The 24038-nt window shown below is 65.5% G+C and carries 28 protein-coding genes; all 28 read left to right on the forward strand.

Translation table 11 applies throughout. The features are described from left to right. Window positions 1-80: 80 nt before the first annotated feature. The 28 genes from AC4PTB_RS14580 (at window position 81) to AC4PTB_RS14715 (ending at window position 24036) form a co-directional block, all read left to right on the forward strand. Window positions 81-296 (forward strand): hypothetical protein, encoded by a 216-nt coding sequence (locus AC4PTB_RS14580; RefSeq protein ID WP_492190598.1) that lies wholly within the window; start codon window positions 81-83, stop codon window positions 294-296. 133 nt (window positions 297-429) lie between these two features. Continuing rightward, the gene (locus AC4PTB_RS14585) at window positions 430-798 is read left to right on the forward strand and encodes a hypothetical protein (protein WP_492190599.1); all 369 of its coding nucleotides are present in this window, start codon (window positions 430-432) and stop codon (window positions 796-798) included. A 73-nt stretch (window positions 799-871) separates the two neighbouring features. After that, the gene (locus AC4PTB_RS14590; RefSeq protein ID WP_492190600.1) at window positions 872-1801 is read left to right on the forward strand and encodes a lysozyme; all 930 of its coding nucleotides are present in this window, start codon (window positions 872-874) and stop codon (window positions 1799-1801) included. Continuing rightward, window positions 1801-2313, forward strand: coding sequence for a 3TM-type holin (locus tag AC4PTB_RS14595; protein WP_492190601.1), 513 nt, complete (start codon window positions 1801-1803; stop codon window positions 2311-2313). Before AC4PTB_RS14590 ends, AC4PTB_RS14595 begins: the two co-directional genes overlap by 1 nt. Continuing rightward, complete coding sequence (locus AC4PTB_RS14600) at window positions 2310-2576, forward strand: hemolysin XhlA family protein (protein ID WP_444460344.1); 267 nt, start codon at window positions 2310-2312, stop codon at window positions 2574-2576. The genes AC4PTB_RS14595 and AC4PTB_RS14600 overlap by 4 nt, the downstream gene beginning before the upstream one ends. Beyond that, entirely contained in the window at window positions 2563-3066 is a 504-nt protein-coding gene (locus AC4PTB_RS14605; protein WP_136907100.1) for a DUF1804 family protein, read from the forward strand. The genes AC4PTB_RS14600 and AC4PTB_RS14605 overlap by 14 nt, the downstream gene beginning before the upstream one ends. Continuing rightward, a complete protein-coding gene (terL, locus tag AC4PTB_RS14610; protein ID WP_492190602.1) occupies window positions 3063-4721 on the forward strand; it encodes a phage terminase large subunit in 1659 nt (552 codons plus the stop codon). Before AC4PTB_RS14605 ends, terL begins: the two co-directional genes overlap by 4 nt. Window positions 4722-4956: 235 nt before the next feature. Beyond that, window positions 4957-5181 carry a hypothetical protein gene (locus tag AC4PTB_RS14615; protein WP_492190603.1) on the forward strand — a complete coding sequence of 75 codons (225 nt, stop codon included), beginning with the start codon at window positions 4957-4959 and terminating at the stop codon, window positions 5179-5181. Then, on the forward strand, window positions 5178-6554 hold the full coding sequence (locus AC4PTB_RS14620; RefSeq protein WP_492190604.1) for a DUF935 domain-containing protein: 1377 nt from the start codon (window positions 5178-5180) through the stop codon (window positions 6552-6554). Before AC4PTB_RS14615 ends, AC4PTB_RS14620 begins: the two co-directional genes overlap by 4 nt. A gap of 95 nt (window positions 6555-6649) precedes the next feature. Continuing rightward, window positions 6650-8131, forward strand: a complete 1482-nt coding sequence (locus AC4PTB_RS14625) for a PBECR2 nuclease fold domain-containing protein (protein ID WP_492190605.1) — start codon at window positions 6650-6652, stop codon at window positions 8129-8131. A gap of 92 nt (window positions 8132-8223) precedes the next feature. Then, entirely contained in the window at window positions 8224-8778 is a 555-nt protein-coding gene (locus tag AC4PTB_RS14630) for a phage virion morphogenesis protein (RefSeq protein ID WP_492190606.1), read from the forward strand. A gap of 267 nt (window positions 8779-9045) precedes the next feature. Further along, window positions 9046-10161 (forward strand): hypothetical protein, encoded by a 1116-nt coding sequence (locus AC4PTB_RS14635; protein WP_492190607.1) that lies wholly within the window; start codon window positions 9046-9048, stop codon window positions 10159-10161. Window positions 10162-10173: 12 nt separating this feature from the next. Continuing rightward, window positions 10174-10518 (forward strand): hypothetical protein, encoded by a 345-nt coding sequence (locus AC4PTB_RS14640; RefSeq protein ID WP_492190608.1) that lies wholly within the window; start codon window positions 10174-10176, stop codon window positions 10516-10518. A gap of 10 nt (window positions 10519-10528) precedes the next feature. Continuing rightward, window positions 10529-11485, forward strand: coding sequence for a major capsid protein (locus AC4PTB_RS14645; protein WP_492190609.1), 957 nt, complete (start codon window positions 10529-10531; stop codon window positions 11483-11485). Window positions 11486-11549: 64 nt separating this feature from the next. Continuing rightward, window positions 11550-12005, forward strand: coding sequence for a hypothetical protein (locus AC4PTB_RS14650; protein ID WP_492190610.1), 456 nt, complete (start codon window positions 11550-11552; stop codon window positions 12003-12005). Window positions 12006-12074: 69 nt separating this feature from the next. Continuing rightward, entirely contained in the window at window positions 12075-12377 is a 303-nt protein-coding gene (locus AC4PTB_RS14655) for a Gp49 family protein (RefSeq protein ID WP_492190611.1), read from the forward strand. Beyond that, window positions 12377-12802, forward strand: coding sequence for a gp436 family protein (locus AC4PTB_RS14660; RefSeq protein WP_492190612.1), 426 nt, complete (start codon window positions 12377-12379; stop codon window positions 12800-12802). The genes AC4PTB_RS14655 and AC4PTB_RS14660 overlap by 1 nt, the downstream gene beginning before the upstream one ends. Then, window positions 12802-13233, forward strand: a complete 432-nt coding sequence (locus AC4PTB_RS14665; RefSeq protein WP_492190613.1) for a phage tail terminator protein — start codon at window positions 12802-12804, stop codon at window positions 13231-13233. The genes AC4PTB_RS14660 and AC4PTB_RS14665 overlap by 1 nt, the downstream gene beginning before the upstream one ends. A gap of 2 nt (window positions 13234-13235) precedes the next feature. Then, window positions 13236-13436: a hypothetical protein gene (locus AC4PTB_RS14670; RefSeq protein ID WP_492190614.1), complete on the forward strand. Its 201-nt coding sequence runs from the start codon at window positions 13236-13238 to the stop codon at window positions 13434-13436. Window positions 13437-13438: 2 nt separating this feature from the next. Further along, window positions 13439-14365 carry a phage tail tube protein gene (locus AC4PTB_RS14675; protein WP_492190615.1) on the forward strand — a complete coding sequence of 309 codons (927 nt, stop codon included), beginning with the start codon at window positions 13439-13441 and terminating at the stop codon, window positions 14363-14365. Between the two features lie 10 nt (window positions 14366-14375). Then, window positions 14376-14753 carry a hypothetical protein gene (locus AC4PTB_RS14680; RefSeq protein ID WP_492190616.1) on the forward strand — a complete coding sequence of 126 codons (378 nt, stop codon included), beginning with the start codon at window positions 14376-14378 and terminating at the stop codon, window positions 14751-14753. A gap of 62 nt (window positions 14754-14815) precedes the next feature. Then, complete coding sequence (locus tag AC4PTB_RS14685; RefSeq protein WP_492190617.1) at window positions 14816-15103, forward strand: DUF1799 domain-containing protein; 288 nt, start codon at window positions 14816-14818, stop codon at window positions 15101-15103. Between the two features lies 1 nt (window position 15104). Next, window positions 15105-18293, forward strand: a complete 3189-nt coding sequence (locus tag AC4PTB_RS14690; RefSeq protein ID WP_492190618.1) for a phage tail tip lysozyme — start codon at window positions 15105-15107, stop codon at window positions 18291-18293. Then, on the forward strand, window positions 18290-18712 hold the full coding sequence (locus tag AC4PTB_RS14695; protein WP_492190619.1) for a hypothetical protein: 423 nt from the start codon (window positions 18290-18292) through the stop codon (window positions 18710-18712). The genes AC4PTB_RS14690 and AC4PTB_RS14695 overlap by 4 nt, the downstream gene beginning before the upstream one ends. Next, on the forward strand, window positions 18709-19236 hold the full coding sequence (locus AC4PTB_RS14700) for a hypothetical protein (RefSeq protein WP_492190620.1): 528 nt from the start codon (window positions 18709-18711) through the stop codon (window positions 19234-19236). The genes AC4PTB_RS14695 and AC4PTB_RS14700 overlap by 4 nt, the downstream gene beginning before the upstream one ends. Window positions 19237-19238: 2 nt before the next feature. Beyond that, complete coding sequence (locus AC4PTB_RS14705) at window positions 19239-19679, forward strand: NlpC/P60 family protein (protein WP_492190621.1); 441 nt, start codon at window positions 19239-19241, stop codon at window positions 19677-19679. Further along, on the forward strand, window positions 19676-23017 hold the full coding sequence (gpJ, locus tag AC4PTB_RS14710) for a TipJ family phage tail tip protein (protein ID WP_492190622.1): 3342 nt from the start codon (window positions 19676-19678) through the stop codon (window positions 23015-23017). Before AC4PTB_RS14705 ends, gpJ begins: the two co-directional genes overlap by 4 nt. After that, on the forward strand, window positions 23017-24036 hold the full coding sequence (locus tag AC4PTB_RS14715; protein WP_492190623.1) for a pyocin knob domain-containing protein: 1020 nt from the start codon (window positions 23017-23019) through the stop codon (window positions 24034-24036). Before gpJ ends, AC4PTB_RS14715 begins: the two co-directional genes overlap by 1 nt. Window positions 24037-24038: the final 2 nt, after the last annotated feature.

Raw genomic sequence — 24038 nt, forward strand, 5'->3', positions numbered from 1 at the left:
CTGCGCGATCATTACTGGCTCACCGTCGCCGCGCCAGGCGCGATGATCGTGGTCACCGCCGTTGCGTTCTGGGGGCTGAAATGACCGCGAAGATTGATGTTCCGCTGGTTGGAGACGCCGACATCGAAAATATGAGCTGCGCCGAGCATGCTGACGAAGCGATAAAGCTTCTCACTGTGGCGCTGATCTACGTCGAAGATGGTGCCCCGTCCACTGCGCTGGTGAGAACGGAAAAAGCCGTCGAGCACTTGAAAAAGATGGTTGCCATCCGCGCGGCTTCATTGGGGAAGCTCTGATGTGGCCGGGGAGAACGTCGAGCTTTCGCGCGGTGTCTCCGGAGCGAAAAATTGCCTCTCACTCTCTGTCAGGGAACCGGACTAAAATAGTCCTGCCCCTGACGCTTCCCCCTCACGCGCCCCGGAGATTGCCATGACCATCGCCCCTGACGTGCCAGAGTCGCTTGTCGATGTCGCCGAAACCTTTGGGCTTGGCGTTGCCCTCAGTCTCATGCAACATTTCGGGGGGCAGGAAGTTGAGTTTCCGCGCCGCAAGCCCTCGGCCGAGCTGGTGAAGGTCCTGGGCGAGGGTGTCGCGGCGAAGCTGTGCCATTTCCTGTCCGGGCAACGGCTCTATGTGCCTCACGGCCGCAGCCGCATGCGCCGTCTTGATGTGCAGCGGCTGGCGGATACCGGGCGCGGGCGACGCGAGATCGCCGCCACGCTGGGCATCTCGCAGCGCCATGTCAGGCGGCTGGCGAACAGGCCACCTGATCAGCTGCCCCTTTTCCCCGACGATTGACCGCCCCCGGACCTGTGTCCGGGGGTTTTGCTTTCGCGCGCGTGGCAAGGCTGGGAAAACGCGCGAGGCAGCCATGAAAACCAGCGAAAAAGGCATCGAGACGCTTGAGCTCGAGGAAGGTAATGTCCTGCAGGCCTATCGGTGCCCCGCGGGGAAATGGAGCATCGGCCCCGGCCTGACTGCCGCCTCGGGCGTCGTAAATCCGAAAGCTGGCATGGTGATCACGGCCCAGCAATCGCGCGATCTGACCCGCAAGGCCCTCACTGCCAAATACGAGCCCCGTGTCGCCCTGGTGATGACCGGGGCCAGGCAGCACGAATTCGATGCGGGCGTGCTGTTTGACTGGAATACCGGCGCCATTGGCCGGGCGACCTGGGTGCCGCTCTGGGCGCGCAAGGCCGCGCGGTCGGCGATCGAGACGAAATACAGGCTCTGGAACAAGGGCGGCGGCAAGGTCTTGCCGGGCCTCGTTGCGCGCCGCGAGCGCGAATTGCGCATCCTGATCGACGGCATGTACCCGGTGCTGAGCGAGCCCTCGCGGCCCTCGGTCAGTGTCGCGCGCTGGGTGCTGCAGCTGGATTTCGCCGAGAAGATCGCGGCGATGACGGCCTTCAACAAGCTCGGCTATCCGGTCGGGCTCGATTCCGCCGCCATTCCCGCGGCCGAGATCCGTCGCTTCCAGAACGACCACGGGTTGACCGCGGACGGCAAAATCGGTCGCGCCACCCTGTCCACGCTGCAGCGGCGCATCGATGCCGCCGAGAAGGCCAAACCTGTCGCCGTGGCGAGTGTCAGCACCACGGCCACCGGCATCAGCGCCACGGCCCCGGCGGGCATGTCGGACATCACCGACTGGATCGCGGCGCAGCCCTGGGCGATCGGCGCCGCCGCCGGGGCGGTCGGGCTGTGGGGCCTGTGGCTCGCCTGGCAATACCGCGACGTGATCGCCGCGAAAATCCACCGCCGCGCGCCGCGCCTGGCCGCTGCCCTGAGGAGCATCTGATGTCCGCCCTTGTTGCCCTGGCCGGATCGGCCGGTCTGAAAGTCGTCGAGAAGATCGTCGCCCGTAAATTCGGCGACGGCGCCGGTCAGCTTGCTGGCGAAATCCTCGGCGCGGTCGCCGATCAGGTCGGCGTGCCGGTCGATCAGCTTGATCAGGCGGCCGAGGATCAGCCCGCGGCCGTCACGCAGGCGCTGCGCACGGTCGAGGAGCGCAGCCCGGAGCTGATTGCGCTTTACGCCTCCGGGCTGGAGCTGCAGCGCGCGCAGCTGGCGGCCGAGGCCTCGGAACCGCTCTGGATGCGCGCCTGGCGCCCTGCGGGCATGTATCTGCTGGCCGCGCTCTGGCTTTGGTCGGTGATCGTGCTGCATGTCGTCAATGCCGCTTTCGGCACGGCCATGCCGCAGATGCCCGTTGACCAGCTGCTGACGCTCTCGGGGATCTACATGGGTCTTTACATGGGCGGGCACACGGCCAAGGACATGGTCGCGAAATGGGCGGGGGCGCAGAAATGACCGCGCTGCCCAGCCATCCCGCCGTGCCGACGCATCTGTCCGAGTCGGTCGAACGTGCCCACAAGCGCATCGACGCGCATGAGGAGCGGATCCGCAAGATCGAGATCGATGGTGCGACAATGACCGAATGGCGCCAAAGCACCACCGAAACGCTCAAGTCGATCAGGTCTGGCATCAGCTGGCTCATCACCCTGATCCTGGGCGGCCTTTTGGCCGCCGTCATCAAGTTCGTCATCTCGGGAGGCCTCAATGGCGCGCAATAACGAGGATGTGCGCCGCAAGGCCCGTTCCGACTATGTCTTTCGGCGCTTCACCGCCGCCACCATCGCCGCCGCCTATGGCATTTCGGAAGCGACCGTCGGGCGCTGGAAAAAGGCCGCCAAAGAACAGGGCGACGACTGGGAGAAGGCCCGCACCGCCCATGTGATCGCCGGCGAAGGCGTCGAGGCCGTGGTTTCGACCGTGGTCGAAGACTTCATGATGCAGGCGCAGGAGATCCTGGAAGAGATCAAGTCCGGCGAGCACTCGACCAAGGAAAAGGTCGCAATGCTCGTCTCGCTTTCGGACGCGATGACGAAGATGGCCGCCAGCGCCAAGAAGTTTGCGCCGAAGATCTCGGAGCTGGGCGTGGCGCAGCATGTCATGCGCGAGATGCTGGATTTCGTGCGCGAGAACTTCCCGCAGCACTCGGCCGCGATCCTTGAGATCATCGAGCCCTTCAGCGAGCGGCTGGCCGAGATCTATACGTCATGACCCGGCGGCCGAAGCTGAAGGCCGCCGTCAGCTCGAAGGACTTCCGCGAGAAGATCGCGGAAATGGCGAGCGAATTTGCCCGCCATATCGAACTGAGCGTCGAGGCCTTCGCGCCCGATCCGGCCGCCAGGAAAGAGCGTCTGCGTCGGGTGGCCGAGGCTGACGGCTTCCAGTTCTTCATGGAAACCTACTTGCCCCACTATGTGAAGGGCGAGCACAGCCTGTTTCACCAGCACATCTTCGCCCGGGTGCCGGAGATCCTCGCGTCGGAAAAGGGCGTGCGGGATCTCTTCGTCGCGCCGCGCGGGGCCTCGAAATCGACGCACCTGTCGCTGGGTTTTGCCCTCTACTGCATCATGCGCGGGCTCAAGCGCTACATCATCGAGGTCTGCGACGTCTATGAACAGGCGGCGCTGCTGATCGAGGCGATCAAGGCCGAACTTGAGAACAACGTGCGACTGCAGAACGACTTTCCTGACGCCTGCGGCCAAGGGCGGTTGTGGCGAGAGGGCGAGATCGTCACGCGCAACAACATCCGCGTCGAAGGTCTGGGCGCGGCGAAAAAGATCAGGGGCCGACGTCATGGCCCGTATCGGCCCGATCTGCTGTTTCTCGACGACATCGAAAACGACGAACAGGTGCGCAGCCCCGAGCAGCGCACCAAGCTTTGGAACTGGATCTATCGCGCCGCGCTGAAGGTCGGCCCGCCCGATGGCAGCATGGATGTGATCTGGGTCGGCACGGTGCTGCACTTCGACGCCGTGATCGTGCGCGCCGCGAAGGCGCCCGGCTGGCGCGTGACCGAGTTCCAGGCGGTGGTGAAGTTCCCAGATCGCATGGACCTCTGGGACCAGTTCGAAGAGGTCTATCACAACGACGGCGCGGACGCGGCCAAGGCGTTCTATGAGGCGCGCAAGGCCGATATGGATCAGGGCGCGGTGGTCAACTGGCCGTCGGTGCAGTCGCTGCTGTTCCTGATGCTGGAGCGCGCGGCCGACAAAGCCGCCTTCCAGACCGAATATCAGAACCAGCCGATCAGCGAGGGCAACCCGTTTGGCGATCTGACCTATTGGGTGCAGCCGCTGCGGGAGTGGATCTTCTTCGGGTCGATCGACCCGAGCCTGGGCAAGGCGGGCAAAGGCCGCGACCCGTCAGCAATTCTGATCGGCGGCTTCGATCGCCTGGCCGGGAAGCTCGACGTGGTCGAGGCCTCGATCCGCAAGCGCCTCCCCGATCTGATCATCGCCGACACGATCGCGTTGCAACGGGAATATCGCGCGCTGATGTGGTTCGTCGAAACGGTGCAGTTTCAGGAATTCCTGCGCACCGAGCTGATGACGCGGGCCGCCCGGGAGGGTGTTGGCATTTCGGCAGTGCCGATCACGCCATCGGCCGACAAGGATTTGCGCATCGAGCGCCTGCAGCCCCCGGTGGCCGCGGGCCTGATCCGGTTCAGCACGGCGCATCGCACGCTGATCGACCAGCTGCAGCAATGGCCGAACGGCGATCATGACGACGGTCCGGACGCGCTCGACATGCTTTGGCAGAACACCCTGTTCTACGCCGCCAAGGGCGGCGGCGGTGGGGAAATGCTGACGTCCGGGGCGTCCTCGAGCGGCGGGATGCTGGGCGGCTATCGGTTGAGGAGAGGGTGATGGGAAGTCACCTGGTCGAATGTTGCATCGATGGATGCTCGCGATCCAGCCGCCGCCCAGACCAGGGCGAGTGGATTTGTGGGCGGCACTGGCATCGCATCCCTTTGGAAACGCGACGTGCGATCCAAACGGCGAGCGCCAAAGACAAGCCTCAAGCCGCAATCGACCGTCTGTGGTCGCGGTGCAAGCGCCTAGCGAGCATCCCGGCAGAGCTCGATATCCTCTGGAGGCAGAGATGATCCGCATTGACCGGGACCGACATATCAACCCCGCCTTTGTCGCGTCGATGGAGTGGGATCACCGGCACTACATGAACGGGAGCGAGAGCGTCCCGATCATCACCATGTGGGATGGCACGGTTCACAGGGTGAAGCACCAGCCTTGGTATTTAGACTGCCCCGACGCCACGAAGATCGAGCGCGAGATCCTTGCCGCCATGAAAAAAGGGGAAGCCCCATGAGCCGCCGTCACCGCAAGATCCGCATGGCCGACTTCGCCGAACAGCCCCGCAAGAACCTGCCCGCCGCGGCCACGGCGCTGATCGCCAATGCCCGGAACGACATCACCATCCCGTTTTTCAGCGGGGTGCTGCAGAATTCCGACGACACGCTGCTGAGCCAGGGCGGCGGCAAGGGGCTGAAGATCTATGACGAGATCGAGCGCGACACCCATGCCGGGGCCATGCTCGAAAAGCGCAAGGGGGCGCTGATCTCGCGCGAGTGGAAGGTCGAGGCCGGGGGCGACCGCCCGATCGACAAGGCCGCGGCCGAGCTGGCCCGCGAAATGATCGGGGCGCTGCCCTTTGACCAGGTCTGCAAGGGCCTGCTCGACGCAACTCTGAAGGGCTATGCGGTCAGCGAAGTGGTCTGGGGCCGCGACGGCAACCGGATTAAACCGGTCAAGATCAAGTCGATTGACCAGCGCCGCTTTGTCTTCGACACCGAGTGGCGGCCGCGGCTGCTGACCTGGACGGCGATGTCGGAAGGGATCGAGCTGCCCGAGCGCAAGTTCATCGTGCACCGGGTCGGCGTGAAGGGCGAAAACCCCTATGGGTTGGGGCTGGGCAGCCGACTGTTCTGGCCGGTGCTGTTCAAGCGCGAGGGCATCACCTTCTGGCTGCACTTCCTGGAGAAGTTCGCCGGGCCGACGATCGTGGGCAAAAGCCCGATCGGATCGCTGCCCGAGGAGCAGCGCAAGCTGCTGACCACGCTGCAGGGCGCCGTCACCTCTTCGGCGATTGTCGTGCCGATGGGCACGGATGCAGAGTTCCTGGAGGCGAGCCGGTCGGGCAGCGTGACCTATGAGCAGTTCCTGAACTACTGGGACCGGCAGATCTCGATCGCCACCACCGGCGAGACGCTGACGACGCAGGTCGGCGAGTCCGGCGGCAACCGCGCGCTGGGCGAAGTGCATATGGAAATGCTGGATATGCTGGCCGACGGCGATGGCGATCTGCTTTCGGGCACGCTGACCGAGCAGCTCCTGCAGTGGATCGTCGATTACAACCTGCCCGGGGCGGCCGTGCCGAAGATCTGGCGCGAACGGCCGAAGAACGCCCAAGCCGCCGCCGCGACGAAGAAAAGCCAGGCGGACGCGGCCGAGGCCACAGCCAAGGCGATCCGCACCGTCGTTTCCGAGGCGGCGCGGTTCGAAGATGACGAGGTGGCCCGGGAATACATCCTGTCGTTCGACGTCACCCAAGGCCTGAGCGACAAGACGATCGATGCGCTGGTCGAGGCGCGGCGCGCCTTCGGAACCGCGCCCGCCGCGCCCGATCCGTTCGTCACAGACGATCCGACCTTCGCCGCAGCCTGGCTCAAAAAAAAAGCCTGACGCATCGGCACGTCTGCTTCGCTGAGCCGGGCGGGCCGGTCGAGCGGATCACCGATCAGGCCATCGCTGCTGCCGAGCGCCATTTCACCAAGCGCGTGACCGCCGTGCGCAAGGCGATCGAGACGGCCGAGGATTTCGACGCAGCCGCCAGGGCCGTGCTGGAGATCGGCGCGACCTGGACGCCCGATGCGCTGACCGCGCTCTTTTCCCAGGCGATGCAGCTGGCCGCGTTGGAGGGGCGCGAGGCGGTCTTCGCGGATTGGGAGGACGTCAGCTTTGCCGAGGTCGATCTGACCCGTCAGGAGTTCCGCGAACAGATCGATTTCCTGACGCAAAAGCGGGGCAAGCCGACCGCCGCCTGGACGGATGCGATGCACGGCGATCACGACCGCGCCTTTGTCGTGGCCGGGGTCACCGACATGGCGATGCTGGAAGAGTTCCAGCAGGCGATCATCGAGGGCGCGCGCACTTACGACATCAAGGCCTTCGCGGCCGAGTTCGACCGTCTCGTCGAGAAATACGGCTGGTCCTACAACGGCGGGCGCGAATGGCGTATCCGCACCATTTTCGAGACGAACATCCGCACGAGCTACATGGCCGGTCGGCTTCGGCAGATGCGAGATCCGGATGTGGTCAAGGTGCGGCCCTATTGGCAATACCGCCACGGCGAAACCCGGGTGCCGCTGAACCCGCGGCCGGAGCACACCTCCTGGCACGACCTGGTGCTGTTCTGGAACGATCCGTGGTGGGATACGCATTTCCCTCCGAACGATTGGGTCTGCAGCTGCGGGGTGCGGACGCTCTCGCGCGGCGATTTGCGGCGCATGGGCAAGGACGGCCCGGACAAGGCACCTGAGACTTCGATGGTCAAGCACATCGACAGGGCCACTGGTGCGGTGATCGAGCTTCCCGAGGGGATCGGCTACGGCTGGGATTACATGCCGGGCGATCTGTGGGAGCGCGGCCTTGTGCCGTCGGCGCTCCTCAATGACGGGGGTGCGATCTTGACCGGCGATTTGAAAGGGCATCATGTCGTGTCGATCGACAGAGCGGAGCCGATGGCGGATCTGATTGCGGCATCGGTACCATTCACGGCAGAGCGCATGCCTGAAGGTCTTCCCGAGCCGGATTATCTGAGGGCATTCCTTGAGCCATTTGGTGCCGACATCGGGAAAGCTGCGCTTTGGGAAGACCAATCAGGAGCGAAGATCGTCATTTCCGAGCAGGTCTTCCTTGAACACTCTGGAGCGTCGAAGCTGATGAAACGCGGCCGCGGTGAATATGCGGCGCTCTTGGCCGAAGCGATCATGAACCCGGATGAAATCTGGATGGGCGTGCGCGCGGTGCCAGTTGACGCGGTCTCCGGGTACTTCCCAGCTTATGAGGAGCTGATGGTCACGCGGCGCTACATCAAAGTCGATCAGAAGACTTCGCTGCAAGTGCTGTTTGAGGTCGGGCGCAAGGCGTGGGGAGCAGTCACCGGTTACGCATCCTTCAACCGTGCCAAGCCGGACTACAGCCACATCGACAAGCAAAGGGTCGGAAAGCTGCTCTGGAAACGAAAACGGCCCGGGTGATCGGGCCGCAGCACCGAAGCGGCTAGAAGGGCAGTCACCGCCGCACCGCTTCGACCCCTGAAGTATAGCCGAAACCAAGGGAGATTTCAACGATGACGGGCATCAGCATCTCGGTTGAGCTGCAGGAGGCCACCGCGCGCCAGGCGCTGCGGGATCTGCTGGCGCGGATGGAAAACCCCCGCGGGTTCTACAAGGGCGTGGGCGAACTCCTGCTGGCCTCGACCAGCCGACGGTTTGAGGCCGAAACAGGTCCTGATGGCAAGCCGTGGGCGCCCCTCAAGCCCTCTACAATTCGGGCTCGGACCAAGAACAAGCAGCTGCCGCTCAAGATCCTGCGCTCCAATTCGAAGGGTAAGGCGGGATCATCTCTCGCCGGGTCGATCAACTACATCGCGACGGATGATGAGGCGCGCGTCGGATCCCCGGTGATCTACGCCGCAATCCACCAGCTGGGCGGCACGATCAAGAAGCAGGCGGGCAGCCGCTACATGTTCGGGCGGCGCTTTGCCAAGCGCGACAAGGAGGGTGGCGCGGACGTGGCGATCAAGGCGCACACGATCACCATTCCGGCCCGGCCTTATATCGGGATCTCGGCGGCGGATCAGGAGGGGATCCTGGAGCAGGCGCAGGACTGGCTTGAGGGCTGAGGTGGCCGCGACGCGGATTGCGCCGCTGATGGCTCAGGTCGTTGCGCGGCCCCGGATGCCCGTCAGAAGCCATCCCCCCCCGTTAGCCCCCCGTTAGGATTGCTCTGCGCGCCAATCCGAAGCGACCCGGGCGAAGACCATTGCGTGAGCGGCACCGCCGCGCCTATGATCGGATCGAAACGCCGCCAAGCGCCACCCCCGGACTTGTGTCCGGGGGTTTTGCATTTGGGCCTGTGCGAAGGGTTGTCCGTCACCAAGGACGGACCCATGACCGAGACCAGCACCGCCCCCCTCACCGCGCGCATCGAGGTTTTTCGCCCCGGCACCTTCACGCCGATGCAGGGCGAGCCGATCACCTATTCCGCGGGCGATCTGCGGGCGATCGCCGACGCCTATGACCCCGAAACCGCCCCCGCGCCGATTGTCGTCGGGCATCCGGACACCGACGCCCCGGCCTATGGCTGGATCAAGTCGTTCCATTACGACGCCGGGACCGAGCGCCTGATGGCGGATCTGGACCAGATCGAGCCGCAGTTTGCGGATCTCGTGAAGGGCGGGCGGTTCCGCAAAGTTTCGATGGCGTTCTTTTCGCCCGGTCAGCCGCACAACCCGGTGCCCGGCACCTGGTACCCCAAGCATGTCGGTTTCCTCGGCGCCGCGGCCCCGGCGGTTCCCGGGCTGCGCAATGCGAGCTTTGCCGGTGCCGCCGATACGGTCTTCACCGCAGCCTTCGGCGAGCGGGGCTTCGAAGAAACCGCCTCGATCCTGCGCACCGTTCGCGACTTCCTCATCGAGAAGTTCGGTCTCGAAGACGCTGACAAGGCGCTGCCCGCCTATCGGATCGAATGGCTGAGCGAGATGGAAATCCACCCCAAGCCCGAACCGATGTTCTCGGGCGATCAACCCAACCCCAAGAAGGAGCCCGCTGTGACCCAGCCCGACCCGGCCTTCGCCGCGCGCGAAGCCGACATCGCCGCGCGCGAGGCGGCGCTTGCCGCCCGCGAAGCCGCCGCCCGTCACGATGAAAACGTCGCCTTTGCCGAGGGGCTGATCACCGATGGCCGGCTCTTGCCCGCGGTCAAGGATCAGACCGTCGCCGTCCTCGATGCGCTGCCCCTGGGCGCGACCGTCGCCTTTGCCGAGGGCGGCGCGAAGGTCGATCTGGCCAAGGCGCTGCGCGACATCCTGTCGGCCCAGCCGAAGGTGGTTACCTTCGGCGAGACCGATCTGGGCAAAGACCCCGCCACCACCGTGCCCGTCCAGTTCGCGGCCGATGGCAAGGCCGTCGATGCCGAAGGGCTCGCCCGCCATGAAAAAGCGCTGGCCTATATGCGCGCCCACCCCGGCACGGAATACCTGGCCGCTGTTTCCGCCGTGTCCTGACAGGAGGTCAACATGATCCGCTCCTACCACAGCATCCTGACGCTCACCGCCTCGGTGACGGCCCTCTGTTCCGCCGGTGATCTGATCGGTTACGACGATGCGCCGATCACCGTTGCCAACACGCCGGTCAAAGGCGTTGCGCAATATCCGGCCACCGAAATTGGCATGCCGATTGGCGTGACGTCCCTCGGCGTTGAAACCGTCTTGGCGAAAGCGACCATCGCGAAGGGCGATCCGCTCTGTTCCGCGGCCGGTGGTGGTGTCCGCAAGGCTGTCGTCGGCACCGACACCGCCATCTTCGCCAACGCTCTGACGGCTGCGGCCGCGGGCGAGCTTGTCCAAATCATGATCCGCTGAGGAGATTACCATGGCCCCGCCCGTCAACGTTCGTACTGCCGCAGTCGTCGATCCGATCCTTTCGACCTATGCGCGCGGCTATCGCAATTCCGAGTTCATCTCGCACCTGCTGTTTCCCAGGGTGACGATCCCCAACCGTTCGATGCGCGTCCTGAAGTTCGGCAAGGAAGCCTTCCGGATGCTGAACACCCGCCGGGCCCCGGGCGCCGACAAGAAGCGCGTGCAATACGGCTATGCCTCGGATCCGGTCGCGCTGGTGCAGGACGCGCTCGAAGGCGTGGTGCCGGTCGAACATCAGCAGGAAGCCGAAGCCATCCCGGGTGTCGATCTGGGCTCTGGCGCCGTCAACATGGTGCTCAACGTCATCGATCTGGGTCACGAATACGCCGCCGCTCAGCTGGCGCGCACCGCGGCCAATTACGACGCGAACCACAAGCTGGCACTGACCGGCACCGCGCGCTGGACGTCGGATCTGTCGAATCCGAAAGCGGATATCGATGCCGCGAAGGAAGCGATTCGGCGCTCGATCGGGCGCTATCCGAACACGATCACCCTGGGCCCGACGGCGGCAAACGCGGCGAAGAAGCATCCCAAGGTCAAGGAACAGTTCAAGTACACCTCCAAGGACAGCGTCACCCTGGACATGCTGGCGAGCTATTTCGAAGTGAAGCGCGTCCTGCTCGGCGCGGCGGTCTGGCTGCCCGAGAATGCGACCGACGACACGATGGCCAGCGATGTCTGGGGCGATGACGCGATCCTCGCCTATGTCCCGGAGACCGGCGACAACTTCCAGGTGCCCGCCTACGGCTACACCTACGAGCTGATGGGCTACCCGCAGGTCAAGCGGCCCTACTACGAAGAGAGTTGCGAGAGCTGGATCTATCCGACCACGGTCGAACGGCGGCCCTATCTGGTCGGTGCCGAAGGCGGTTTCCTGCTGCAGAACGCTGGCGCGCCCGCGGCCTGATCGGCGGTCGGTTTCAGGAGCGGGCGGTGCGCCGCCCGCTTTCTCGAACCGACAGGAGCCGTTGATGAAAGACGAAGTCGAAGTGGTGCTGGCCGGCCCCGCGAAGATCCGCGATGCGGTGAAGCGTCCCGGTGACAAGGTCCGCGTGACCGATGCCGAGCGCGAGCAACTGCGCGCGGCCGGTGTGCTGGCAGAGGATAAAGCCGCGCTGATCGAAAATGCTGACGTTGCGGCAGACCTGAATGCCTTGGTCGTCGATTGGCAGGCGCGTGCGCTCTCGGCCGAGGCGCAGCTGAAGGTGCTCGAAGCGCGGGTGATCGAGCTTCAGGGCGGGCCGCTGCCGGTGGCTGAAGACCAGAATGACCCCCCGCTGAGCGGCACCGAAGACAGCCTCGATCCCGTCCAAGCGGGCGACCAGGCCGAGGTGCAACACGCCGATGATGGCGCGGTGCCGGTCGAAGAAGATCCCGAAGCCGCCAAGAGCACGCCGAAAGCGGGCCGCAGCAAGGCGAAGGGCTGAGGGGCCCTCGCCCGCGCCGGGGGCGGTCACGCATCGCCCCCGGCAACTCAAGTGCGTCAGGAGTAAGTCATGGACGAAGACGTTCTCGAAAAAAAGCTGCAGCAAAAAGGCTGCGACGCCCCGCGGCTGTCGCCGTCCGACATCGATGCTGCCATCGACCAGGTGGACTACCATCAGTTCCCGGGAACCACTCTCACCGTTGCCTGCATTCAGCTGCGCAATGGGTATTGCGTGACCGGAGAAAGCGCTGCGGCGGCGCCCGAGAACTTCGACGCTGAGATCGGCCGCCAGATTGCCTTTCACAATGCCCGCGAGAAAATCTGGGCTCTGGAAGGCTATCGGCTCAAGCAGCAGATGTTTGAGGCGCGCTGATGTCCTACGCCACGCTCGATGACCTGATCGACCGCGCGGGCGAGGCCGAGCTGCGCCAGATCGCCGATCGCGACCGCGACGGTGTGATCGACGCCGATATCGTCGCGTCCGCGCTGGCCACCGCCGATGCCGCGATCGACGGCTATGTCGGTGCGAAATACGCCCTGCCGCTGCCCTCGGTGCCGTCGATCGTGCGCGGCTGGGCCGTCAGCATCGCCCGCTACACGCTGCATCGCAATGGTGCCCCCGATCATGTTGGCCAAGACTACAAGGATGCGATCCTCGCCCTGAAGGATGTCTCGCGCGGGCTGATCACCCTGCCGGTCGCTACGGGCGAGACCCCGGCCACCGTGTCGGGCGGCACCGTCATGGCGGCGCATCCCGAAAAGGTCTTCACGCCCTCCCGTCTGGCAGGGTGGCGCTGATGCTTTCCGACATCCTGAGCCATCTAACCGCCCAACTCAGCGATCCCCGCTGGGCCGGTGTCGATGTCGCCGAGGATATCGATGCGCTGGCCGACCGTGCCGGTCAGGTCGAAAGCGGCACTGCGATCATCATGCCGTGGACTGAGACCGCGCGCCCGCAGGCCCTGATGGGGGGCGGCTTCCGGCAAAAGGTCGATGTGCAATTCGTCGTCGGCACGGTGGTCCGCCTTTACGACGACATGATGGGCGCCGAGCGCGCGATGGCCTTCGACGCCTATCGCTCCGACATCGAAGCCGCACTGGCGGGCGTCGTGATCCCCGGCTTCTTCGAGCCTTGCGAGCTGGTCGGCGGCGAGACGAGCCCGATCAGCACGGGCGTCAGCATTTACGCACAGACCTGGGCCACCGCCCGTTTCCTGACAGGAGCATGACCATGATGCAGCCCACCGCAGGCGGCAGCTATCTGCGCGACCCCGAGACCGGCGCGCTGAGCCGCAATACGGATACCGAGGCCCTTGAGGCCGACGCGACGCCCCCGTCGGCGGCGGAAGAGGTGCCGGGCGACCTCTCGACTGAAACCGTCGCCGACACGAACACCGCCGCCACCGCGGCCCCGACCCGGAAAGGACGCTGATCATGGCATCCCGCCGTTGGCCGACGCTGGCCATGCTTCACAAGATCGAAACGAACCAGGGCGTCGATGCGACCCCCGCGGCCGCGAATGCGCTGATCGCGACGAACATCACCTTCACGCCGCTGGAGGCGACCGAGGTTTCGCGCGATCTGATGCTGCCTTACATGGGCAATCAGGGTGCGATCCTGACGGCGATGTATGGCAAGCTCGACTTCGAGATCGAGATCGCCGGGGCCGGTGCTGCGGGCACCGTGCCGAAATACGGCTCGATCCTGCGGGTCTGCGGGCTGGCCGAGGCAATCACCGCCGCCACCAAGGTCGAGTACACCATCGTTGAAGCCGCCCAGGAGAGCGGGACGCTCTATTTCAACAGCGATGGTGTCCAGCACATTTTCGTCGGCGGCCGCGCCAACGTCTCGATGAACTTCGTCCCGAAACAAATCCCGAAGTTCAAGTTCAGCTTTATGGGCATGCTTGGGGCCGTCGCCGATGTCGCCCTTCCTGCCGTGACCATGACCGGCTGGACGACGCCGGTGCCGGTCTCGAAGGCGAACGACACCTTCTCGCTGCATGGCTACACCGGCGGTGCCGAGAGCCTGTCGCTTGACCTGGGCAACACCGTCACGCCCAGGTTCCTGATCGGCGAGGAGGAGATGAAGATCACTGATCGCAAGGCGACCGGTACCGCAGTTGTTGTGGCCGATACGATCGCGACCAAGGACTGGTTCAGCATCGCGAAGACCTCGACCCGCGCCGCGATGTCGATCGTCCACGGCAAGACCGCTGGCAACATCGTCGAGATCACCGCGCCCGGCGTCGAAATCGGCAAGCCCTCGCAGGGCCAGACCGACAATGTCGCGAACTACAGCCTGCCGCTGCGTCTGTGCCCGGTCTTGGGCCGCGACGAAATGAAGATCATCGTGCGCTGAGGAGGCCGCCATGCCGAAATTCGTGATGACCGACAAGCACCTCTACTGGTGGCCGGTGACCGTGCGCGTGCCTGATCCGGACAATGCGGGCACGTTCGTCGAGCAGAGCTTCGAGATGCAGTTCGAGGCGCAACCGCGCGAAGTCCTGCTGGCGTGTCAGGAACGGCATGCCGCCGCGACGACGGATCGCGAGCGCATCGAGGCCGACAAGGACCAGATGCGGATGTGCTGCCGCTCCTGGCGGGGCATCGTCGATGAGCGCGGCGCCGATGTGCCGTTCTCGACCGAGCGTCTCGACGCGCTGGTCGGGCTGTCGTGGGGGCGTGCGGCGATCATGACCGCGCTGGCCGAGGCGAACTTCGGCCAGGAGGCGAAACGGGGAAACTGACGGCCGTCGCGCGCGCCTGGATCTGCGCGCGGCTGGGCCGGGTCGATCCGAGTCGTCCTGTCGTGGCGACCCCCGACCTTGCGGCGCAGTTTGCTGCGATGGGGGCCAAGATCGAGGCCCCCGTCACCGAGGATGTGATCGAGATCTGGCAGTGCCACGCGCGGACGGTCGCGGCCTTTTTCGACATCCAGACCCAGTGGCAGGTGACCGAGGTGCATGGCGCGCTGTGGTTGGGCCTCGACTACGCCGGTGTCGATGTCGCGCTGCGGCGGGGTGGATACGACGACGTGGATTTTGCGGATCTGCAGCTGATGGAGCGGGCTGCGATCGACGCTTTCGTGGGAAGATGAGATGAGCGGGCCTTTCGTCTATGAGCTGATCTTTCGCGGCAACGCGACGAGCGCGACGGCGGCCGCCAAGGAAGTGCTGGCCGCGACCGATGCGCTGGCCGCCGAGACGCAAGGTGCGGCCGCCGTGACGGGGCAGGATACGGCCGCGACAGCGCAAAACGCGACTGCCAAGCGTGAGGCCGCGCGGGCGTCGCGCGAGGCCGCCGCCGCGGCCGAGGCGGAGGCCCGGGCGCGCGAAGCCCTGCGCAAGGCGACCACGTCGATCGGCGGCTTCTCCGCCACGTTGCCCACGCCGGTTCCGACCCCGGCCCCGGTGCCTGCGCCCCCGATCATGCCGCCGGTCGTTCCGCCCGTTCCGAGCCAGGTTCCGGCGGCTGGATCAGGTGCAGCCGCGGCTTATTCGGCGAACCTGATGGCCCAGTGGAACGACATCGCGATGATGGCGATGGCCGGCCAGAACCCGATGATGCTGATGATGCAGCAGGGCACGCAGGTCACGCAAACCTTCACCGGGTTGCGCGCCTCCGGCCTGAGCGTCGGGACAGCGCTGCGGGCCTCCTTCATGGGGATGCTGAACCCGATGAACCTGGCCACTTTGGCCGTTATCGGCTTCGGCACGGCAGCCGTGCAATGGTTCATGCAGTCTGGCGAGCAAGCCAAATCGCTCGATGAGGCGCTCGGCGATCTGGAGAAATCGACTTCTGCCGTCGATCGCGCGCTGAAAGAGGCGCGAAAGGGAACCTCCGAGCTCAGCGGTGATTTCGGAAGCGAGGCGAAGGCGGCCCGGGAGCTGAACCTGGCATTGCTGGGGCTTGCGCAGATGCAAGCCGCCCAGGACGTCAAGAAGTCGATCATGGCGGTTTCCGAAGCGCTAGCGGGGATGCAATCGTGGCTTAACTTCGGGGTCATCGACAGCCGCACGCTGGAAAAGCAGTTCAACCTGACTGCGATGAGCGCTGCGGAGGTTGGCGCAGCAATCCAGAAATACCAGTTCGCAGAGACGAACGAGGACCGTATCGCCGCGGCGCAAGGTATCGCGGAAGCGCTGGAGCGTGCCCAATATGGCTCTGAAGGGGCGACCGATGCCGCTATCCTGTTCGGGCAGGAGGTCGGCAAGACCGCATTGCTCGCGCAAATCCTCAAAGGCCAGACGGAAGAGCGGGCGGCTCTGGAAAAAGAGCTGGCGAAGACTGACATTGGGGCGCCGTACAAGAGCGGTGTTGAAAGGGGCAAAGAACTCCTGGGCATCCTGACCGATCTTCGGAACGTGATGAAGGAGACGCGCGGTCCCTACGATCTGGCCGAAGATCTCGAAATGACGCAGAGGATCGCCAAGGCCACTGCGGAATATGGTGCCGACAGCCTAGAGGTGAAGCGCCTGCAGATCGAGGCGGAGCGTCAGGATTTCGAACGGCAACTTCGGGATATGACGCAGTTGACCGAGGCCCACAAGCAAGAGCTGCGCGATCTGTGGGAAACGAGCAAGGGATTGTCCAGCGCCGATCCCTTCGGCCTCGTGGCGGCGGGTCGTGATCTCTATCGCTCCCAAGCGCAGACGGTGGGTCAGCTGCAGCTTGAGCTGAGTCTTGTCGGGCAAAGCGAGGCCGTGCGGCGCCGGGTCCTTGCGATTTATCAGGCCGAGATGGACATCCGCACCGCGGGGATCGATCGCGAGAGCGACCGCGCACGGCAGATCATGCAGCAAGCCGAACTGTCGGCCGATCTGCAGGCGCAGCTCGATCGCGTCAGCGATGCCTGGGACACGGTGCAGAAGGCTGGCGAAAACGCGATCGACGGGATCTTCGATGCGCTGAAGGAAGGTGACCTCGGCGGGGCTTTCGAGAACCTGGCGTCCGAAATCGGCGCGATGTTCGAAGAACTGGCGATCACTAACCCGATCAAGAATGCCATCTTTGGCAGCGACTATGCCACCATGCTCGATGTCGGCGGTCTGTCAGGCATCTGGGACCGGATGACCGGCAAGGCGGGGCCTATCGACGGTTCGAAGCTGGCCGCTACGGCTGCGGCGCAGACCGTCGCCAGCATGAACGTGACCGCAGCCACGGTGATCCTCGGCGGGGCTGGCGCTGCGCACCTGGCGGCGATGTCCAGCTCCAATTTTGCTGGCGCGGGCGGGCTGCAGGGCTCGGACGATGTGCAAAAGCAGGTCTGGAGCTTCTTCGCCGGTAAGGGTCTCCAGCCGCATCAGGTGGCGGCGATCATGGGCAATATCGCGGGCGAAAGTGGTTTTGACCCGCGTGCCCCCGGAGACGTCAAGAATGGCGTGGCGACCAGCTACGGGCTGTTCCAGCACCATGGCCCGCGCGCAGATGGTCTGATGGCATCCCTTGGCGGGCGTCAGAACCTGGGCAATATTCAGGGGCAGCTTGATTACGTCTGGAAGGAACTGAACACCACCCATTCCGGTGCGCTGGCCGCCTTGAAGGCGGCGCCGGATGTGTCGAGCGCGACCGATGCTTTTATGCGTCAGTTCGAGCGCCCCTCCGATGGGGCGATGCAAAAGAGCTGGGCCACCCGGCTGGGCGCCGCCGAACAGGCAATGGCGAAATTCGGCACCACGACGACACTTGCGACCGGCCAGCTGGGGACCATGGGCGGAGGGTTCGACAAGTTCGGCCAGGCGCTTGGTAGCGCCGTGCAGGGCGGCGGGGGCGGCGGTTTCTGGGGCACGCTGTTTTCTGGGATCATGAGCGGTCTCGGAATTCCAGGTTTTGCGGGGGGCGGCCCAACCGGAGGAAGCAACCCGACGAAAGTTGCTGGTGTCGTGCATGAAGCCGAGTACGTGTTTGACGCGGCCTCGGTGCGGCGCATCGGAATGGACAACCTGGAGGCAATCCGCAGCGGGCGCATGCCTGGCTATGCCGGGGGCGGATATGTCACCGGGCCGAGCACGATCGTTCCTGCCGACCTGACGCGGCGCATCCTCGGTGCCGGGGCACCGGCCAATCATGCTGTGGCGCCGATCATCCAGATGCAGCCGGTGCTGGTCAACAACAGTTCCACGGCCCTTCAAATGGAGGTGCAGGAGGTGACCGACAGTCGCGGTCAGCGGCAGCAGAAATATGTGCTCTCCGACGCCGTGGCGGCGGGCATCGCGGCGCCGGGGGGCAAGGCGCGGCGCACCATGCGCCAGGTCTACGGGGTCACTGAGGCGGGGCGGCTGCGATGAGCTATCCCGTCTGGCCCACGACGCTGCCCCGGCCCGAACGATCAGGCTATCAGCTGCAACCGCAGGATGCCCGGCGCAAGCGCGGCTTTGAGAGCGGTCCGCCCGGCTATCGGCGGCGGTTTTCAGCGGTGGCGAAGATGGTCTCGCTGTCGGTGGTCCTGAATTCGTATCAGCGCGAGATCTTCGACACGTTTTACGAGGTCAGCTGCGCCGAGGGCGCGGTGCTGTTCTGGCTACCCGATCCGACCCGGGACGGCTGGCCTGTGCTGGGCGCCACCGGGGCGCCATTGCTTGGCGCGGGCGGTGTGCCGCTCGTGGCCTCGGCGCGCTGGCTCTGCGCATGGGGCGATGCGCCGCCGATCGAGACCCTGCAGGGCATCGAGTTCCGCAAGCAGTTTCAAGTGGTGGTGATGCCATGAGCCGTCGTGTTTCCCTCAATGCCCGTCAGGCGCAGATCGATCCGGTTTCGGCCGAGATCGAGGTGGTGCTGATCGAGATCACCCACCCGGATCTCGACGCACCGATCCGGCTGTCGACCGACAACACCGAGCGGCTGAGCGAGGAACCGCTGCTCTACGGCACCCGCTCCACCTGGCGCGGGGCTGACCCCGCCACCGATCCCTATCTCTGGATCGTCGCCTCGGCGGTGCTGCCCGACGATGCCGAGGACGCCCCGGCGCAGGCGCAGATCGTGCTGGATAATCTCGACGCGCGGATGGTGGAGCTGCTGCGCTCGTTCGTGGGCCAACCGGTGGTGGCGTTGGCGGTGGTGGAGGCCTCCACGCCGGATGTCGTGGAGGCCGAGTGGCAGGATCTGCGGCTGACCAATGCCGACGGCACCTCGGCCGAGATCACGCTGTCGCTCTCGCGTGATGAGATCGAGCAGGAACCGTTCCCGAGCGGACGGATGACGAGGCAGCGTTTCCCTGGGCTGTGGAGGTGAGGATGAGCTGGTCGAACCGCTACGTAGGCATTCCGAACCTCGATCATGGCCGCTCGGCCGATGGCGCGGACTGCTGGGGGCTGGCCTGCGTGATCTACCGCGAGGAGCTGGGCATCACGCTGCCCGACTATCTGGGCTATGGCTCGATCGAGGAGCATGGCGAGATTGCCGCGCTGATCGAGGGCGCCAAAACGTCGCCGCTCTGGGTGCCGGTGACCGGCCCGGCGCTCGCCTTTGATCTGGCGGTCTTCCGGCGCGGCCGCCTGTCCACCCACCTTGGCATCGTGATCCGCCACGGGCTGATGATCCACATAGGCCAGACCCATGCCGTGCTGGAGGACTATCGCCGCGGCCCCTGGGCGCACCGTTTCACCGGTCATTGGCGGCATCATTCAAGGGTCGTTGAAATTCCCGTGCAGATCATTTCGGAGGCCGCGCGATGAGTGATCTGCGCCCGATCAACGCACCCATCCATGTGCTGGCTGCCCCGCAGTTCGACCCAGGCCGCGGGCGGATCACGCTCGATGTGCCGCATGGCCTGACCGTGGCCGAGATCGTCGCCCGGGCGCTGCCCGCGGCCACAGAGGCCGATCTGGGGCGCACCCGCGTTGCGCTGGTGACCGATGCTGGCAGCCAGATCGTGCCGCGCGATCTATGGCATCTGGCCCGGCCGCGCCCCGGGGTGCGCGTGGTGATCCGGATCACGCCCGGCAAGGGGGCGCTGCGCTCGATCCTGTCGATCGTCGTCTCGATCGCGGCCGTGGCGCTGGCGCCTGCCGTGGCGGGATGGCTTGGGATTACATCGAAGCTTGGCATTGGACTGATCGCCGCCGGGCTGACAATCATTGGGCAGTTGGCCGTCAACGCGCTCATTCCGCCGGTCAAACCTGACACCGAGCGCAAGAACGTCTATGCGATCAACGGCTGGAAGAACCGCTACGAGCCGGGCGGCGCGGTGCCGGTGGTGCTGGGCACGATGCGCTATGCCGCGCCGATGGCCGTCACCCCCCACACAGAAATCGTCGGCGATGCGCAGTATGTGCGTGCCGCATTTCTCATCGGCGAAGGCGAGGTAGCGATCGACGACATACGGCTGGGCGAAACCTCGCTCTCCGAATATGACGAGGTCGAGACCGAGATCCGCTACGGGGTGGCGGGCGAATTGCCGCTGAGCATCACGCCCCGCCAGGTGGTCGAGGAATCGATTGGCGTCGAGCTGACCCGCCCGCTGCCGCGCAACGACGCGGGCGAGGTGATCAGCGGTCAGGCGTCGATCGAGACGCCAGTGGTGCGCACCACCGGACCAGACGCCGCCAGCGCCGCGATCATCCTGGCCTGGGAGGGCGGGCTCTATCGGCTCGATGACAACGGGCGCCGACAATCGACCACCATCTCGGTGCGCATCGAACAGCGTCTGGTCGAGGCCGAGACATGGCAGACGGTCGAGACGCTGACCATCACGGCGGCCAAGGCCGAGACTTTTTTTCGCCAGCATGGCTGGAGCTTCCCGACGCGCGGCCGCTGGCAGGTGCGGCTGACAATGCTGAGCGACGAGAGCACCGACACCCGGGTCATACAGCGCACGTCGTGGGCCGCGCTGCAGACAATCCGACCCGAATATCCGCTGGCCTACCCCCGGCCGCTGGCGCTGGTGGCTCTGCGAATCAAGGCCACGCATCAGCTCAATGGCACGGTGGACAATTTCAACTGCCTGGTGAGCCGGATCAGCCGCGACTGGGATGCTGCCACGGGCACCTGGGTACGTCGCAGCTCGGAAAGCCCGGCCGCGGCGCTCATCGAGGTGCTGTCGCATCCGTCCAATCCGAAAGCCGTCGCGGATGCGGGTCTCGATCTCGACCTGCTGGCCGACTGGGCCGCGTGGTGCTCGGCCGAGGGACTGACCTATAATGCCGTACTGGAGGAGACGGGAACCACGCTGCGCGACGTGCTGACCGAGATCGCGGCCGCGGGCCGGGCGACGCCGCGCCATGACGGGGTGCGCTGGGGCGTCGTCATTGACCGGCCGCTGGTCAACACGCTGATCGTCGATCACATCAACCCGCGCAATTCGTGGGGGTTCAAGTGGTCGCGCGCCTACATCGATCCGCCCCACGCCTTCACGGTGAAATTCCGCGACGCGGGCAACGATTACAAGGAGACCGAGCGCGTCGTCCGCTGGCCCGGCTACGAGGGCGAGATCACCCTGACCGAGCAGCTGAGCCTGCCGGGCAAGGTCCATGCTGCCGAGGTCTGGCGCGAGGCGCGGCGTCGCCAGTTGGAGACGATCCACCGCCCCGACACTTACGAGGTCACCCAGGACGGCGCCGTGCGCACCACCACCCGCGGCGATGCCGTCGCGCTCAGCCATGATGTGCTGAGCCGCGTGCAGGTCGCGGCCCGGGTCAAGGCGGTCAAGGGCGTGCTGATCGAGATAGATGACGTGGTCGAGATGGTGGCGGGCGAGACCTATGCGGTGCGATTTCGGGTGTTCGAAAGGGCCAACGATACGATTGGCGTCTCTGTCGTGCGCAGCGTCAGGAATGCGGGGGGCGGAACGCAGATCCTGACGCTGACCGGGGTCGGGCCGATTCCGCTGGTGGGCGATCTGGTGCATTTCGGACCCGCGGCGGTCGAGAGCTACACCCAGATCGTGACTCGGATCGAGGCGACCGAGGACATGTGCGCGATCGTGCGCACCGTCGATGCGGCACCGCAGATCGATACCATCCTGGCCGCCACCGAGATCCCGGCCTGGTCGCCACGGGTCGGTGCCGAGATCGACGAAAACCTCTTGCAGCCCTCGGCGCCGCGGTTCGCGGGTCTGACATCTGGCACCGCCGCCACCGGTCTTGCCAATCGGATCTCCGTCGCGCTGGAGCCGGGGTCTGGCCTGGTGACCACGGCGGCCTATGTGCTCGACCATCGTCTCGCCTCGGGCACCGCCTGGACCTCACAGACCATCCCGGCCGCCAATGCGGGGGGCACGATCGACAGTTATTCCGTCGGTCAGGTGGTGCAGCTGCGCGCCAGGAGCCGCAGTGCGACCGGGGTGCTGGGCCCCTATTCGGCGACGGTGACGATCACCGTGGGCATGGCCAATGCCGGGCTGCCGCAGGCACTGCCTGCGGCGGGCATCTCGGTGACCCCGCTCTTGGGTGGCGCGCTGGTCCAGTTCGCCACCGGCGCCGACGCCAACACGACGCGGGTGCAGGTCTATCGCTCGACCTCGGCCACGCTTGACCGCGAGACCGATGCCGTGGGCGCCCCGATCCCGGTCAGCACCGGGCAAAGCTATTCGACGACACTGGGCGACGCCACGCGCACCAACCTGATCGCAGGCGGGGCGATGGATGGCGGAGCCTGGACCTTGGGCACCGGCTGGACGATCACCGGCGGCAAGGCCCATCACGCTGCCGGGGGAGCCGGGGCGCTCTCGCAGCCGCTGGCGACGACGGCGGGCAAAATCTACCGCGTCGGGCTGACCGTCTCCGGTCGCACCGGCGGCACGGTGCAGCCCTGCCTCAGCGGTGGCTCGGATCGCCCCGGCACGGTGATCGTGGCCAATGGCCTCGCCCGCGACCGCATCCAGGCGGTCACCGGCAACGCCACCATCGAGCTGCGCGCGAGCGCAGATTTCGCGGGGGCGGTGGATGATGTCGTGGCCTATCTCGAAACCGGTGCCTGCCTGAGCGCGGGCACCCATCACGTCTGGCTCGAGCCGCAAAACGCCAATGGCGCGCCCGGCCCGCTGTCCGGCCCCTACACGCTGGAGATCATCTGATGAGCGGCGATCGCACCACCCAACTGCCATTGGTTAATCTGGCCGACGAGGTCATCGTCAACCGCACTGGCACCACGGCCCGGATCCCGGTCAAATCGCTGGCCACGCAATTCACTCAGGAGGCCTCGGTCTCGCCCACGATCGCTTCGATCGCCACCCTTGGCACGGCGGCGGGTCGGATGCTCTATTCGACAGCGCCGGATACCTGGGCCGAAGCGGTGATCACCGCTGCAGGCCGGGCGCTGCTGGATGATGCAGACGCAGCGGCGCAGCGCGCGACGCTGGGCCTCGGCGCAGTCACCGCCACCGGCGAGGTGGTTGCGGATCTGGACACGATCACCGCCTCGGGCTGGTCCAGATTTGCGCCCGAGGCCGCAAACGCGCCCATCGCGGACAATGCGGGCTATGTGCTGACCATCACCTCCGGCAGTGTCGGCGTGCAGATGGCCTGGGGGCATCTGGGTAGCGCGGCCGATACATTTGCATGGATACGCTGGAGGGGGTCGAGCGGTTGGAGGCCGTGGGTGCGGCTTTACGGGTCGCAAAGCGAGATTCTGGGGCTGGTAGGGGCGGGGCAGAGCGGCACCGTCGCAACCACATCGGGGTCTGTTATTGACTTTGTCAGCATTCCCGCGGGCGTCAATCGTGTCACGCTCTCCATGCAACGGGTGTCGTTGAGCGGATCGTCATACCCCAAGATCCAACTCGGGGCCGGGGCGGTCCAAAGTGTCGGCTATGATACGATCTCCGGGCTGCCCGGATACTACTCGAACGGTGCGGACGCATTCATCATCCGCGCAGGAAACGCGGCCATAGCGCTCACCGGAGCGATCACGTTCAACCATCTCGGCGGCAACATTTGGGTTGGGAGTGGCGTGATGCAGACGAACGAGCCTGGCACGCAGATTGTGGCCGGGAAGGTCGCCCTGACCGGAACGCTTGACCGGATCAGGCTCCGGTCTGCGAACGGGACTGACACGTTCGATGAGGGGTCCATCAACATCTCCTGGGAGCGATAACC

The sequence above is a fragment of the Rhodobacter sp. 4.3.4 genome (assembly GCF_058724655.1).